Annotated in this window: 14 protein-coding genes and 1 pseudogene; 6 read left to right on the forward strand and 9 right to left on the reverse strand. The window is 64.0% G+C overall.

The window, feature by feature from the left end:
- Positions 1-5: 5 nt before the first annotated feature.
- Positions 6-629: a LysE family translocator gene (locus X756_RS153275; protein ID WP_023729682.1), complete on the reverse strand. Its 624-nt coding sequence runs from the start codon at positions 627-629 to the stop codon at positions 6-8.
- Positions 630-858: 229 nt separating this feature from the next.
- Between X756_RS153275 and X756_RS153270 the strand changes: the two genes are divergently transcribed.
- From X756_RS153270 to X756_RS153245, 6 genes and pseudogenes are all read left to right on the forward strand, one after another.
- Entirely contained in the window at positions 859-1,626 is a 768-nt protein-coding gene (locus X756_RS153270; RefSeq protein ID WP_023668871.1) for a L,D-transpeptidase, read from the forward strand.
- A 99-nt stretch (positions 1,627-1,725) separates the two neighbouring features.
- Complete coding sequence (locus tag X756_RS153265) at positions 1,726-2,892, forward strand: diphosphate--fructose-6-phosphate 1-phosphotransferase (RefSeq protein ID WP_023729683.1); 1,167 nt, start codon at positions 1,726-1,728, stop codon at positions 2,890-2,892.
- A complete protein-coding gene (locus X756_RS153260) occupies positions 2,892-3,656 on the forward strand; it encodes an MBL fold metallo-hydrolase (protein ID WP_050589248.1) in 765 nt (254 codons plus the stop codon). Before X756_RS153265 ends, X756_RS153260 begins: the two co-directional genes overlap by 1 nt.
- A gap of 15 nt (positions 3,657-3,671) precedes the next feature.
- Positions 3,672-3,902: pseudogene (locus X756_RS153255) on the forward strand (PDZ domain-containing protein); the annotation flags it as partial.
- A 130-nt stretch (positions 3,903-4,032) separates the two neighbouring features.
- The gene (locus X756_RS153250) at positions 4,033-4,644 is read left to right on the forward strand and encodes a sulfite oxidase-like oxidoreductase (protein ID WP_023684287.1); all 612 of its coding nucleotides are present in this window, start codon (positions 4,033-4,035) and stop codon (positions 4,642-4,644) included.
- Positions 4,641-5,381, forward strand: coding sequence for an FAD-binding oxidoreductase (locus X756_RS153245; protein WP_023729686.1), 741 nt, complete (start codon positions 4,641-4,643; stop codon positions 5,379-5,381). The genes X756_RS153250 and X756_RS153245 overlap by 4 nt, the downstream gene beginning before the upstream one ends.
- A gap of 45 nt (positions 5,382-5,426) precedes the next feature.
- On the opposite strand, the gene X756_RS153240 is transcribed toward X756_RS153245, so the two are convergent.
- From X756_RS153240 to X756_RS153205, 8 genes are all read right to left on the reverse strand, one after another.
- Positions 5,427-6,893 (reverse strand): nucleotidyltransferase family protein, encoded by a 1,467-nt coding sequence (locus tag X756_RS153240; RefSeq protein WP_023729687.1) that lies wholly within the window; start codon positions 6,891-6,893, stop codon positions 5,427-5,429.
- Positions 6,893-7,585, reverse strand: a complete 693-nt coding sequence (locus X756_RS153235) for a glycosyltransferase family A protein (protein ID WP_245259934.1) — start codon at positions 7,583-7,585, stop codon at positions 6,893-6,895. Before X756_RS153235 ends, X756_RS153240 begins: the two co-directional genes overlap by 1 nt.
- Entirely contained in the window at positions 7,570-8,322 is a 753-nt protein-coding gene (locus X756_RS153230) for a glycosyltransferase (protein WP_023729689.1), read from the reverse strand. Before X756_RS153230 ends, X756_RS153235 begins: the two co-directional genes overlap by 16 nt.
- Before the next feature lie 33 nt (positions 8,323-8,355).
- Positions 8,356-9,099 carry a glycosyltransferase family A protein gene (locus X756_RS153225; RefSeq protein ID WP_023703623.1) on the reverse strand — a complete coding sequence of 248 codons (744 nt, stop codon included), beginning with the start codon at positions 9,097-9,099 and terminating at the stop codon, positions 8,356-8,358.
- Positions 9,096-10,145 carry a hypothetical protein gene (locus X756_RS153220; RefSeq protein ID WP_023729690.1) on the reverse strand — a complete coding sequence of 350 codons (1,050 nt, stop codon included), beginning with the start codon at positions 10,143-10,145 and terminating at the stop codon, positions 9,096-9,098. The genes X756_RS153225 and X756_RS153220 overlap by 4 nt, the downstream gene beginning before the upstream one ends.
- A gap of 153 nt (positions 10,146-10,298) precedes the next feature.
- Positions 10,299-10,721 carry a PqqD family protein gene (locus tag X756_RS153215; protein WP_023668882.1) on the reverse strand — a complete coding sequence of 141 codons (423 nt, stop codon included), beginning with the start codon at positions 10,719-10,721 and terminating at the stop codon, positions 10,299-10,301.
- A gap of 162 nt (positions 10,722-10,883) precedes the next feature.
- Positions 10,884-11,984 carry a hybrid-cluster NAD(P)-dependent oxidoreductase gene (locus X756_RS153210; protein WP_023729691.1) on the reverse strand — a complete coding sequence of 367 codons (1,101 nt, stop codon included), beginning with the start codon at positions 11,982-11,984 and terminating at the stop codon, positions 10,884-10,886.
- Between the two features lie 37 nt (positions 11,985-12,021).
- A complete protein-coding gene (locus X756_RS153205; RefSeq protein ID WP_023729692.1) occupies positions 12,022-13,269 on the reverse strand; it encodes an aromatic ring-hydroxylating dioxygenase subunit alpha in 1,248 nt (415 codons plus the stop codon).
- Positions 13,270-13,291 lie beyond the last annotated feature (22 nt).

The following is a 13,291-nucleotide window of genomic DNA, read 5'->3' on the forward strand; positions in this document are numbered from 1 at the left end:
AGTTCCTAATTGCCCGAGCGCATCGCCACCGTGGCGATCCCGGCGCCGACCAGCAGCGTGCCGCCGGTGCGGTTGAAGATGCGGGTCGCCTTGGGGTTGCGTACGACGTTGCGGGCGCGCGCCGCAATCAGCGCGTAGCCGAAGGCATTGGCGAAGGCGAGCGCCAGGAAGGTCGCTTCAAAGATCAGCATCTGAGCCCAGAAATCGGCTTCCCGGTTGAGGAACTGCGGCAGGAAGGCGACGAAGAAGGTGATGCTCTTCGGGTTGAGTGCGGTGACCAGCCAGGCGTGCGCCATCATCTTGGCGGCCGAGACGGCATCTGTGCGTGGTTCGGCTTTGAGCGCGCCGCCGGCGCGAAACAGTTTTACCCCGAGATAGATCAGATAGCAGGCGCCGATCAGCTTTAGAATGGTGAACACGGTCGCCGACGCGGCCAGCAGCGCGCCGATGCCCAGCATCGACAGGGTCATGGCGGTGAAGTCGCCCAGCGCCACGCCGACGGCCATCGGCAAGGCGGTGCGCCAGCCCTGGCCCAGCGCATAGGACACGACCAGAAGAATGGTCGGGCCGGGAATGATGAGCAGAACGGTGGAGGCGGCGGCGAAGGCGGCCCAGTTTTCGAACGACATCTTTGTCTCCTTGAGCGCAAAGAAAAGGATAAATCCTCGTGTGCGGAGGAATGTAAAGAGCCCTCTCCCAAAAATGCACGGCGGACCATTTCGCCAGATCGCTGCGGCTATTGGCGGCACAGGCTTAAGACCGGTCGTTGGGCCTTCACCCTTTTTCAACCATGTTTGGCGAAACTGCCTGCTATCCGGCCGGACCATGTTTCCCGCCGACAGCGTAGGGTTTGGGTGCATGCGTGAGTTGCCGCAGAATGTGACGCCGCCAGCAAATGGCGACGCAAACGAGACCGAACATCTCTATTCCCGCCGCTTCGTCCTGTCAGGGGCCGGCGCCATGACGCTGCTCGGCATGGCCGGCTGCAGCACTTCGACGCTCGAGCTGCCGCAATTCCAGCTGGATGACACGGTCACCGGCTCGGTGCGGCCGATCCGTCCGGCGATCAGCGTCGACAAGAACGTCACCGGCCCCGATGTCATGTACGCTTCGCTCAACGATGGCGGCTTCGAAGTGCCGGCGGTGCCCTATCAGAAGGTCAAGCCGGAGTTCCGCCGCCAGATCGTCGTCAACGAGACCGGCGAGGCGCCCGGCACGATTGTCGTCCATCTGCAGGAGCGAAAGCTCTATCTGGTGCAGGAGGGCGGCGACGCCATCCGCTACGGCGTCGGCATCGGCAAGGACGGCTTCCGCTGGTCCGGCCGCGCCAACATCCAGTACGGCAAGGAATGGCCGACCTGGACGCCGCCGCCGGAGATGATCCAGCGCAAGCCGGAACTGGTGAAATGGCAAAACGGCCAGCCCGGTGGCCTCACCAACCCGCTCGGCGCACGCGCTCTTTACATCTACCAGGACGGCAAGGACACCGGCTACCGCATACACGGTTCGCCGGAATGGGCGAGCATCGGCCAGGCGATGTCGTCGGGCTGCGTGCGCCTGATCAACCAGGATATCATCGACCTCTACAGCCGCGTTTCCAAGAAGAACCCGGTCGTCGTCGTCTGATCCTGTGCGGCGGTTTGGCGCCGGTGGAAACTCCCGTTGCGCGATGCGGCAAGCTAGGCCAAGGTGCCTTGAAAACCACAGCGCCGGGAGAGATCGAGCATGGCTGGAACGTTTGTCATCGCACAGGGCGGCGGCCCGACCGCCGTCATCAACCAGACGGTTGTCGGGGCCACGCTGGAAGTCCGCAAGCGCCATCCCGGCGCCAAGGTGCTGGGCTCGCTCCACGGCGTGCGCGGCATTCGTGACGGCAACTATGTCGACCTCTCCGCCATCCCAGAGGACCGGCTGCGGCTGATCGCCGGCACGCCGAGTGCCGCGCTCGGCTCGACACGCGACAAGCCCGACGCTGCCTATTGCGAAGTCATCCTCAACGGGTTGAAGAAGGCCGGCGCCGACGCATTCATCTACATCGGTGGCAACGACACGTCGGGCACGCAGCAGATTCTGACCGACGCCGCCGGCGGCAGCATTGCTTTCGTCCATGCGCCAAAAACCATCGACAACGACCTCGAGGAAAACGACCACACGCCGGGCTTCATCTCGGCGGCCGAATTCGTCGCCGGCGCCTTCCTGTCCGTCGATCTCGATTTCCGCGCATTGCCCGGCATCTATGTCGGCATCGTAATGGGTCGGCATGCCGGCTTCCTCACCGCGGCGGCTGCAGCCTGGCAGCTCGATCCCGACAGCGGCCCGCATCTGGTCTACGTGCCGGAACGGCCGTTCTCCGCCGCCGGTTTCATCGACGACGTGCGCGCCACGCTCGACCGCCACAAGCGTTGCATCGTCGCCGTCTCCGAAGGAGTCAGCACCGCCGACGGCAAGGCGCTGGTCGAAAGCCTGGTGCCGCCGGACAAGCTCGAGCGCGACGCGCATGGCAACGTCAAACTGTCGGGCAGCGACCTGCCGTCAGCTCTGGAACGTGCGCTCGCCGAAGGCCTGCCGGGCAAGCGCGCGCGCGTCGATGCGCTTGGCTACATGCCGCGCGGCTATGTCGGCGCGATCAGCGCCGTCGACGCGCAGGAGGCTTTCGGCGCCGGCGCCTTCGCGGTTGCCGTTGCCGGCGAAGGCGGTGGCTCGGTGGCGCTGCAATATGACGGCTCCAAAACCGTGCTGAAGAAGGTGCCGCTGAAGAACGTCGCCGGCAAGACGCGCCATATGCCCGACGATTTCATGAAGCCCGATGTCAACCAGCTGTCGGAAGCGGGCATGGCTTACCTGAAGCGGCTGGTGCCGGAAAAATACAAGGTGGGAAAGCCCTTCGTCTGATGGGCGGCCGTTTTGGCGGCACCCGTTTTGGTGGCGAGCGCGTTGTCGGCGACTGGTTCGGCAAGACGATCATCGACGACCGCACGACGATGCTGACCGAGCCGTTCGTGCATGATTTCGTGCGCGCCAACATCTGGCATTTCAGGGGACGCGACGCCGACCTGCTGGTCGACACCGGGATGGGCATCTGCCCGCTGGCGCCTGAGATCGACACGCCCGAGGGCAAGCCGCTCATTGTTGTCGCCACCCACATCCATCTCGACCATGTCGGCTCGCTGCACGAGTTTCCGCTGCGCGCCGGGCCGCGGCACAGTGCCGAGCATTTCGAGACCATGAACGATCAGGTGACCTACGCCTACATGTTCAACAATCTCGACGGCGCCGTTTCGAAATTGCCGGCGCCGGGCTGGACGGCGGCCGAATACAAGATCCCGCCGGCGCCGCTGACGCGCACGCTGGACGAGGGCGACATCGTCGACCTCGGCGACCGGCAGTTCCGCGTCCTGCATCTGCCCGGACATTCGCCGGATTCGATCGCTTTGTTCGAAGAGACGGACGGGTTGTTCTTTGCCGGCGACGCCATCTACGATTCCATGCTGATCGACGACCTGCCGGATTCCTCCCGGCCTGATTATCGCCGTACCATGCAGCGGCTCCTCGATCTGCCTGTCCGTCTCGGCCATGGCGGCCATGGGCCGAGCTTCGACGGCAACCGGATGCGCGAGATCGCCACAACCTATCTCAGGCGCACCGAAGGCCGCTGACGACATTGTGATCGGAACCAGCGTGGCGCCGTGGTCGAGCGCGTCAATCCGGACAAGGCAGCCGCCAATGCGGGCCTGCAGCCGGGCGACGTCATCGTCGCCGTCGACCAGTCGCCGGTGCGGAATGCGCGGCAAGCCAACCAGGCGATCGCCGAGGCCGGCAGATCGGGCCGGAAGTCGGTGCTGCTTTTGATCGATCGCGGCGACGCGCAAATCTTCGTCGCCGTATCCTTCGCCGCCGGTTGAGACATCATGGCAGGCTCGCCGGACCACCGACAGGCCTGCCGCACGGCCGCCGAAATTCCTGTTGCCCGCCGCGACATCTTCGAGAACATTACGGCAGGCCGGCAATGGCCTGCTAAAAACGGACAGTCAAATGGTCACTCGCGGTTTTTCCTCCGGTCGAAAGCCTCCGACGGAGACCGATGCGCGCATTCCGCCCGGTCAGTATCTCGAACAGGGCTTTCCGGTGCTGTCGGCGGGGCCGACGCCGCGCGTGCGCACCGAGGACTGGTCGTTCACGCTCAAGCACGGGCCACGCCCGATCAAGAAGTGGAACTGGGCCGAGTTCAACGCGCTGCCCTTGACCAAGATGACGCGCGACATCCATTGCGTTACCGCCTGGACCAAGTTCGATACCGCCTGGCAAGGCGTGCTGGTCGACGACATCCTTGCCGATGCCGGTATCGAAGCGCCGACCGGCTTCCTGCTGGCGCATGGCTATGACGGCTACACCACCAACGTGCCGGCCAAGGATCTCACAGCGGGGAAGGCGATGGTGGCGCTCCTTTATGAAGGCAAGCCGATCACTGCCGACCATGGCGGCCCGGCGCGGCTCCTGGTGCCGCATCTCTATTTCTGGAAATCGGCCAAATGGCTGAACGGGCTGCAGTTCACCGAGCGCGACGAGCCGGGCTTCTGGGAATTGCGCGGCTATCACATCTATGGCGACCCGTGGCGCGAGCAGCGCTATAGCGGCGATCCATGAGCGAAGCGCCGCAATCTCCCTGGCAGACGGCGAAAATCACCCGGATCGAAAAGCGGACGGCACGCGTTGCCAGTTTCTTTTTCGCGCTGTCACGGCCATTCGCCTATCGCGCCGGACAGCATGTCGATGTCAGGCTGACTGCGCCTGACGGCTACCAGGCACGCCGCACCTATTCCATCGCCTCGGCGCCGGAGAGCGGCGCCACGATCGAGCTGGCGATCGAGAAGTTCGACGACGGTGAAGTCTCGCCCTTCTTCCACGACATCGCCGCGGTCGGTGACGAGATCGAACTGCGCGGGCCGCTCGGCGGCCATTTCGTCTGGTCCGATGGGGATGGCGGTCCGCTGCTTCTGGTCGGCGGCGGCTCCGGCGTCGTGCCGCTGATGGCGATGGTGCGTCACCGGACCTTGCGCAAATCGGCGGTGCCGGTGGCGCTGATGTTTTCGGTGCGGGTCTGGGACGAGGTGATCTTCCGCGACGAGCTGATCGGTCTCGGTGACCGCCGCGACGGGTTCGAGCTGGTGCTGACGCTGACGCGCGAGGCCGTACGGCGCCCGTCCGCCTATTCGAGGCGCATCGACACGGCAATGGTTATGCAGGCGCTCACGCGGCTGCCGCGGCCGCCGGCGCTCGCCTTCGTCTGCGGGTCGAACGCCTTCGTCTCGGCGGCTGCCCGGGCGCTGATCGACGCCGGCATATCAGCGGAAATCATCCGCACCGAGCGCTATGGCGTCTGAGAGGGCCACAGTGGTTCAATGTTTCATGGAAACAGCGACCCGCTCTCAGGCGGGTGAAAACCTTGCCGACAGCAATTGGAACGGCAGCGCGCCATAGGCGGCGACTTCGGCCTCATTGTCCCAGTTGCGGAACTGGCGCGATGGCCGTGCCTCGATCACCAGAGGCCGGCCGGTGTCGTCCACCGTTACCTTGCCGCGAAAGCGCAGCACACGTCCGCCGCCGGCGCGGCTGATCACCATCGAACGCAGGCGGGCGACATGGCCGCCGCCGGCATTGATTTCCATCTCAATGCGGCGCCGGATTGGTGGAACGACGATCCTGACGGTGACGTCCAGCACCACCGCTCCAGTCCTGTCCGGACGCGGCAGGGGCTGGGAAAGTGCAAACGGCGCCGACGTCGCTCTTGCCTTGCGCAATGTCGGCCTGCCGCGCCAGACGGCGGGCGTCGGCTGCTGCAGGCGGCCCTTTTTGCGTTTGAGGCGCAACTGCTTGGCAAAGCCGCGCGACAGCCAAACGAGGCCGCCGAAATCGGTGCGCGGCTTGGCCTGCAGCACCGAGGACCAGCGCGACAGGCCGGCGCGGTCGGCCAACTCAATCGTCTTTGCAAGTTCAGCCTCCGGCACCGCAATGCCGATCTCCAGGCAGAGATAGGAGAGCGCCACCGCCGCGGCTACGGCCAGGTGGCGCCTGGCGACGATGTCGGCGAACACGCCCCAGTCGACTGCGCCACTCTCGATGGCGACCGCACAGTCGACCAGCCAGTCGCTGTGGGTGTGGGCATCGAGGCCGCCATGTGCGATGGCAAGCGCCATGCGGTCGGCCGGAGAGGGAACAAGCACGCGGACGCCATTGAAGTCGGCTGACAGCGCCCGCTGCCAGATCGCCAGATCATCTTTCGCGCTTTGCTGCGACCCGTCATAAGCGAGCTGGTGCAGGTCGATGTCGCCGAAACTGCCCTTGAAGAAATTCATCGAACGCAAGGACGCCAGCCTGGTGCGCAGATATTGCGGACTGACGCCGGTGGCGATCTGCCAGTCGCGTTCGCTAAGCACATCGAAGGCGGCAATCATGTCCTGCGGGCGCACCAGTATGTCGATGTCATGCGCCACCCGGCCGCGCTGCGCCGACGCGTTGACGGCGATGCGGCTGGCGCCTTTGATAAGCATCACCGCGCAGCCGGCGTCGATCATGGCCTGTAGCGCCGGCTCGGCCTCGCGCGCAGCCAGTCGCGATTTGGTCCACAGCATCTTTTGCAGGCCGACAAGACGTGGATAGGCCGGATGCCCAGCGAGCTTGCGGCCGAACCTGTCGGAGATCGCGGCCAGCAGCCGATGCTCGCGGAAAGCAGCATGGTCGATATCGTTCTCGTCGAGCCAGCGCGCCGCATAGCCCCCGGCCGCCTCTTCATCGGGGAGCAATGCGGCCTTCAGCAACTGGTCGAGGCCGCCGGTAGGCCACGACCAGCCATAGTCCGGAAAGCGGCGGCCGATACGGCGCATGGCATTGGCCATCAGTCGGCGCTCGCCTTTTTCGCTGCTCGCCTTTGCATGGCCAGCCTTACGACTTCGACATAACCGCGGTCGCGCACGGGGTCGCGTCCATAGGACATGCTGTCGGGCCGGATGCGGCGCAAGGTCAGGACATCGTCGAGCATGGCAAGCGCAAAGCCCGCCTCACGGGCACGGGCGATCCAGTCGACCATGTCGCCGCGACCGCCTTGCGGGTCGATGATCGGACCGACGGCCTCGGCCACCTCCCGGCGGATCATCATCGTCGTGCGCGACCAGCCCGCCACCGCCACGTCCTTTTGCACATCGGGCTTGTCATCGCGAAACGTCCGCCAGTGGGCAAAGACGCCTGCCGTCGCGGGAAACCGCTCGAAATGCTCCAGCTGCCTTTCGATCTTGGTCGGCAGCCACAGATCGTCCGCATCGAGCGTGGCGACGAAGGGCGTCGCCAGCGCGGCGATGCCCCTGGTGGTGGCGCTGCCTGGTCCGGCATTGTCCTGGCGCAACACCCGCACCGGCATGCCCAGCGCATTGACCACCGCGACCGTATCGTCGGTCGAGCCGTCATCGACGACGATTATAGCGTCGGGCTGGACCGTCTGGGCCGCGACCGATCGCAGCGTCTCGGCGATGGTGGCGGTCGCGTTGAAGGCCGGAATGACGACGCCGTAGCTGGCCATCACAGGAAACGCCAATTCGCAAGTTCCTTGAAATCGAAGATGCCGTCGACAGGGTGCAAGGAGCGGTCGGCCTCGCGCCGTTTCATCGACTTGTAGACGGCGCGCATGAATTCGCGAAAAGGAACATCGGCCTGCCTGGTCATGTTGCCGGGATGGCGCCGGTAATAGAGCGCAACAGTGTCGGGCATCGTGAATTTCGGCCCGCTTTCGAAAGTGCGCAGCAGATAGTCGGTGTCCTCGGCCTGGTGGAAATCCTCGTCGAAGCTGCCGATGCGTTCGACCAACCGCCGGACGAAGATAGCGGGAGACAGGTGAATGCCGCGAACCGTCACCGAGTGGCTGTCGGCTGTCGGCTCCAGCGTATCGTCATCTATGTCGTCGACCAACGTCATGCGCGAATAGGTGAGCTCGAGGGTGGGGTCTGCGTCGAAACAGGCCAGATCCGCCTTGAAGCGGCCCGGCGGGGAAATGTCGTCCGAATCGAGAAACGATACCAGCCCGGTCTGCGGCAGCAATTGCCGCAAGCCCGCGTTGCGCGCCCGCGTCACCCCCGCATTCTCCTGCTGGAAAAGGCGAATGCTCGGCGCCTCCGCGATCAGCGAGCGCACGACCGCCGCCGAACTGTCGGTCGAACCGTCATCGATAACGATGATGTCGAGATCGGCGGCATCGCGCTGCCTCAGCAGCGAGCGCAGCGCCGAGCCGACATGGCGTTCGCGGTTGTAGACCGGCATGATCACGCTCAGCTTCACGCACGCATTCCAGGCTGTGATCTGTTCATTCTTTCACCACTCTGCCGGGCGCTTGATCTCGAAAAGCCCCTCGACCGGGCGCCGCGACGGATCGGCCTTGCGCCGCCGCAAGGATTTCTGAATTACACGTAGATATTCGCGCACCGCCACATCCCTTTGCTTGGTCAAATTGCCGGGGTGGCGCCGGTAGTATACCGCGACGGTGTCGGGAAAAATGTGCTTTGGGCTGGTTTCGAAAATGCGCAGCAGATAGTCGGCGTCTTCGCCCTGCCGGAACTCCTCGTCGAAAGCACCTGTACGGTCGATGAGTGCCCTGCGGAATATCCCGGCGCTAAGGCTGACGCCGCGCACGGTGGGACCTGCGCCGCCCCGTGCCGGCTGCAGGGTTTCGTCGTCCATGAGATCGACGCGCGTCATCAGCGAGTAGGTCAGCTCGAGCGCAGGGTCGGCCGCGAACAGGGGTAGGCCAGCCTTGAATCGTCCAGCCGGCGAGACGTCGTCCGAATCCAGGAACGACACCAGTTCGGTTTGCGGCAGCAACTGCCTCAGCCCTGTGTTGCGCGCGTTCGCCACGCCCTGGTTTGCCTGCTGGAACAGGCGGATGCACGACGCTTCCCGCATGATGGCGCGGACTGCTTCAACGGAGCTGTCCGTCGAGCCGTCGTCGACAACGATGATATCGAGATCGGCATCGTCGCGTTGCCTGAGCAGGGACCGCAACGTCGAAACGACATAGATCTCCCGATTGTAGACCGGCACAATGATGCTCAACTTCATGCAGCGCCCCGAAGGACGAAATCCGCAATCGTGCCGGCGATCTCGCGCGGCTCGGTCCCCAGCGACAGCCGGTAGCATGGCAGATCGCGGGTAAGCTCGCTGAAAAAGCGAAAGCCCGCTTCCCGCTCGCCCGGCATCTGCACGATTCCTGACGGCGCCATGGCGATCATGGCATCCTTGCGCGATATGGGCATGACCGAGCTTCTCGCACCTCCCCTGATATGGGGCACTATCAAAGCAATAATGTCCAGACTTGCAGGAGTTGGTCGAGGCGCGACCTCGTTGATGTGAAAGGCATGCTTGCCTTGCCAGTTCAGCGGTTGGTACGAATTTAGCCGACCCTCCAGCTTCAGCCGCTTGAAGCCCTCCGGATCCTGCTTGAGCGTGGCAAACAGCGGATAGGCCGTCACCCCCTCGGTCCGGTCGATCAGCACATAGTCGTCGCCGACGCTATCGAGCCCATTGAGCAGGCCGGCGACGACCGTTCCCGATTTTCCGGCTCCCCCGGAGCCCGCAAGCAACACGCCCTTGCCATCGATGCCCAGCGTGCCGGCATGGGTAAGCCGCATGCCGCGCGCCGCATATTCCCAATGCAGGAAGGCGCGCAGCGGCGCCGCCTGTTCCCATGGCGGAAAGGCGTCGGCCGACATCATCAGCTGCGCCCCGACATGTCGTTGCGGATCATGGAACTGCCAAAAGTCGAGGTCATGATAGTAGCTGCCGCGCAATCCGGCCTCTTCCAGCCGGTTGGCAAAGGCATGATGGTTGTAATCGCCTCGGCCCCAGGTGGCCGGGGCGGGGACGCCATCGATGGCCGGGTGGGCGACGAAAATGCGGCAGCCGTCAGATGCAGACGGATTTTCCGGGGCCGGTATGAAGGCATGGCTCATGGCTTCCGCCAGCGTGCCATGGTCGAGGTGGACACTCAGGTCCAGCCCCGGCAACCGCACGCTGGTGGTAACGGGATAGAAGGCGGCGGCGCTTTCCGCGGCCGCCAGCACATGGCGGGCATAATCCGGCAGGGTTTGCAGCGTGATCAAAGGCATGTGTTCGTTGTTCCAGCGTCCAGAATTGCGCCGGGTCGCCTGATGCATGTCGCTCGGGGTGGCCCCGGTTTTGAGACGACGACATGCATAAAATCAAAGATCTAAACCGCGTCGCCTGAGTCCGTTCAAACGCGACGCGCTTTAGGGAAACGATTATGCCTGTTTCACCGCCGGCCAGCCGAGAGGTTCCTCGACCTCATGGATCGGGTCGACAATGATGAGATCGGCAAGGTCGTCATGGACATCGACCTTGAGCGGCTCATTGCTGGCAGCAAGCGCAGCCGACAGCTCGCCCGAAAGCGGTTGTGCCGGTGTTTCGGCTGGCGCAAGCAACCCGAAATCGAGCAGTCGGGCAACGAAGCTTTCGAGGTCGGCTAGGCTTATTTTTGCGGCGCCCGCGGCAGCTCCGACCAGCGCTTCAGTGGCGACGCCGGACGACAAAGCCTGCCAGACCCGGCTGCCGGAATCGGAAAAGCCGAAATACTTACCGTTCGAAAGATCGAGAACGACGGCTTCGCCATCGAATGATTCGAAAACGATGTCCTTGCTTGCGACCGCGTAGACCCGCTGTTGCATCGCTCTGTCCCCCGTTCCATGCGCCCATGAAGGGATGCGCCGGTTTCACGGTCTGCCCAGCCCTTCCTAAGTGCGTCTAAATCACTCGGCCTATGCTTGGCAAGACAAAGACCCGCGAACACAACGCCTGCGTCGGCGACCGTTGCGGCGAAGTCGACCGGCTCAAGCCTCGATTTCGAGCGCCGACAACGGTTTCGAGCAGCAGGCAAGGATGAAACCGTCATCGATCTCGTGGTCGAGGATGCCGCCATTGTGGCTCATCTCGACTTCGCCGGAGACCTTCTTCACCTTGCAGGTGCCGCACAGGCCGAACTCGCAGGCGGCGGGAATCCGCACGCCCGAGCTGCGCGCGGTCTGCAGCACGGTCTGGCCGGCGACGCATTCGGCATCGACCTCCGAAAGCGAGAAGCGGATCGGCGTCACGGCTTCGACAGGTGCAGCGATGCCGTCCTCGACCGGGGAGGCAAACGGCGCCGGAATTTCCTCCATCACAGGCGCGGCAAAGCTCTCCTGATGGTATTTCGTCATGTCGAAGCCGGCGGCATCCAGCATGCCGCGCACGGCGCGCATGAACGGATCGGGGCCGCAGCAGAAGATTTCGCGCTCGCGGAAATCCGGAGCCAGCAAGGGCAGCCGGATCGCGTCGATGCGCCCCATATGACCGTACCAGCCCTCGCGGCTGGAACGTTCCTCGATCATGAAGCCGAGCGACAGGCCGGGCATATGGCCGCCGAGCAGTTCGAGTTCCTTGCGGAAGATGATCTCTTCGGCACGCCGCGCGCAGTTGACGAAACCGACATCGGTCCATGGCGCGCAGTCGTTCAGCCAGCGCAGCATCGACATCATCGGCGTCACGCCGGAGCCAGCCGAAATGAACAGGTATTTGGCCGCCGGGTGGCTGTGCAACGAGAAGTCGCCCGCCGGTCCATAGGCCTTGACGTGCGAGCCGGGTGCCAGATGGTCGAACATCCAGCGCGTGCCGATGCTGCCGGCCTGCGCCTTGATCGTCACCGCGATCGAAAACGGCCGCGATGGCGACGACGACAGCGTGTAGGTGCGCATCAGCGGCCCGTCCGGTGTCGGCAGTTCCAGCGTCAGGAACTGGCCCGGCTTGTAGCGGAACCAGGTCTGGTTGTCGGAGCGGAAGGTGAAGGTCTTGACGTCGGGCGCCTCGTCGCTGACGCCGATCACTTCCAGCACCTGCAGCCTATCGTTCCACGGCGCCATCTGGTCGAGATGGCGATAGAGCCCAAGATCCGTCATCGCATTCATCCTCTGGTCCCTCTTCGCCTGCTCCAGCTCACGCGACGCTGCGCAGCGCCGGCCGGCCGCCTTCGGCAAGGCGCGGGCCGATAAAGGCCGCGTACCATTCGACGAACTGGATCACGCCGCCCTCGTGCAGCTCCGAATAGGGGCCGGGCTCATAGGCCGGAGACAGGATGCCAAAGGCGTTTTCCTCGACGATTCGGCGGTCCTGGTCGTTGGTCTCGGTCCAGACATGGGTGAGCTCCTCAAGGTTGTAGTCGACCCCCTCGACCGCCTCCTTGTGCACCAGCCACTTGGTCGTCACCGCGGTTTGCGTAGCGCTGATCGGCAGCACCCGGAAGGTGACCGCATGGTCGATCAGTATGTGGTTCCAGGTCGTCGGATAGTGGTAGTGCATCAAGGTGCCGATGCGGTCGGCGGCAACAGTGTCGGACAGGTTCTTCGTCACCGCGCGCTTTCCGGACATCGTGTAGCTGACGGCATCGCGCAGCAGCGGCGCGCGGGTGGCGCGGTATTGCCCGGCCGGATCGATGCGGAACTTGCTCGGCAGGCCCGCCGCCTCGCATTTCGCCCAGTGCGCAAGCATCTCCGGATCGCTGTCGGCGCCCTGCACGCCGGTCACCGTCGGCGCTTCGGGGAATGTCTTGCACAGCTCCGGATGATTGCCGGCGCAGTGATAGCATTCGCGGTTGTTTTCCCAGACCAGCTTCCAGTTGCCCTTCTCGATGATGGTGCTCTCGAAGGCGACCTTGGCTTCATTCAGCCGGTGCGGCTTGAGGTAGGGCTCTATCATGGCGCGCATCGGGGCAAAGTCGGCAGGTTCTTTTGCCAGGCAGATGAAGATGTAGCCGCCGACGCTCTCGCAGGCGACGGGCTTCAGGCCGAACTGGCTCTTGTCGAAACCGTCGGCCATCTGGCGGGCAAACAGCAGCCGGCCGTCAAGCTCGTAGGTCCACTGGTGATAGGGGCAGACAAGCTTTGCCGCCATGCCCTTCTCAGTGTTGCAGACACGGCTGCCGCGATGGCGGCAGGAATTGTGAAAGGCGTTGATGTTGCCCTTCTGGTCGCGGACCAGCACCACCGGATAATCGCCGATCTGCACGGTGATATAGCTGCCGGGCTTCGGCAGTTCGCAATCATGGCCGATGAACAGCCAGTCGCGATACCAGATAAGCTCCATGTCGAGCTTGAAATAGTCCGGGTCGGTGTAGAAGGGCTGTTCCAGCGAAAAGCCTTGCTTGCGGCCGTTCAGGAGCCTCAGCATGTCGTTGCGCGTATCCATAGTTCTGTCCTCGTGGTTTAAG

Source organism: Mesorhizobium sp. LNJC405B00, from assembly GCF_000502615.1.
Lineage (GTDB): Bacteria > Pseudomonadota > Alphaproteobacteria > Rhizobiales > Rhizobiaceae > Mesorhizobium.

Bases quoted from the DNA above. Each gene is read 5' to 3' on its own strand.
- X756_RS153245 (WP_023729686.1), top strand. From the start codon at position 4,641: ATGAGCGAAGCGCCGCAATCTCCCTGGCAGACGGCGAAAATCACCCGG.
- X756_RS153240 (WP_023729687.1), bottom strand. From the start codon at position 6,893: ATGGCCAATGCCATGCGCCGTATCGGCCGCCGCTTTCCGGACTATGGC.
- X756_RS153270 (WP_023668871.1), top strand. From the start codon at position 859: ATGCGTGAGTTGCCGCAGAATGTGACGCCGCCAGCAAATGGCGACGCA.
- X756_RS153210 (WP_023729691.1), bottom strand. From the start codon at position 11,984: ATGACGGATCTTGGGCTCTATCGCCATCTCGACCAGATGGCGCCGTGG.
- X756_RS153205 (WP_023729692.1), bottom strand. From the start codon at position 13,269: ATGGATACGCGCAACGACATGCTGAGGCTCCTGAACGGCCGCAAGCAA.
- X756_RS153275 (WP_023729682.1), bottom strand. From the start codon at position 629: ATGTCGTTCGAAAACTGGGCCGCCTTCGCCGCCGCCTCCACCGTTCTG.
- X756_RS153215 (WP_023668882.1), bottom strand. From the start codon at position 10,721: ATGCAACAGCGGGTCTACGCGGTCGCAAGCAAGGACATCGTTTTCGAA.
- X756_RS153265 (WP_023729683.1), top strand. From the start codon at position 1,726: ATGGCTGGAACGTTTGTCATCGCACAGGGCGGCGGCCCGACCGCCGTC.
- X756_RS153220 (WP_023729690.1), bottom strand. From the start codon at position 10,145: ATGCCTTTGATCACGCTGCAAACCCTGCCGGATTATGCCCGCCATGTG.
- X756_RS153250 (WP_023684287.1), top strand. From the start codon at position 4,033: ATGGTCACTCGCGGTTTTTCCTCCGGTCGAAAGCCTCCGACGGAGACC.
- X756_RS153260 (WP_050589248.1), top strand. From the start codon at position 2,892: ATGGGCGGCCGTTTTGGCGGCACCCGTTTTGGTGGCGAGCGCGTTGTC.
- X756_RS153225 (WP_023703623.1), bottom strand. From the start codon at position 9,099: ATGAAGTTGAGCATCATTGTGCCGGTCTACAATCGGGAGATCTATGTC.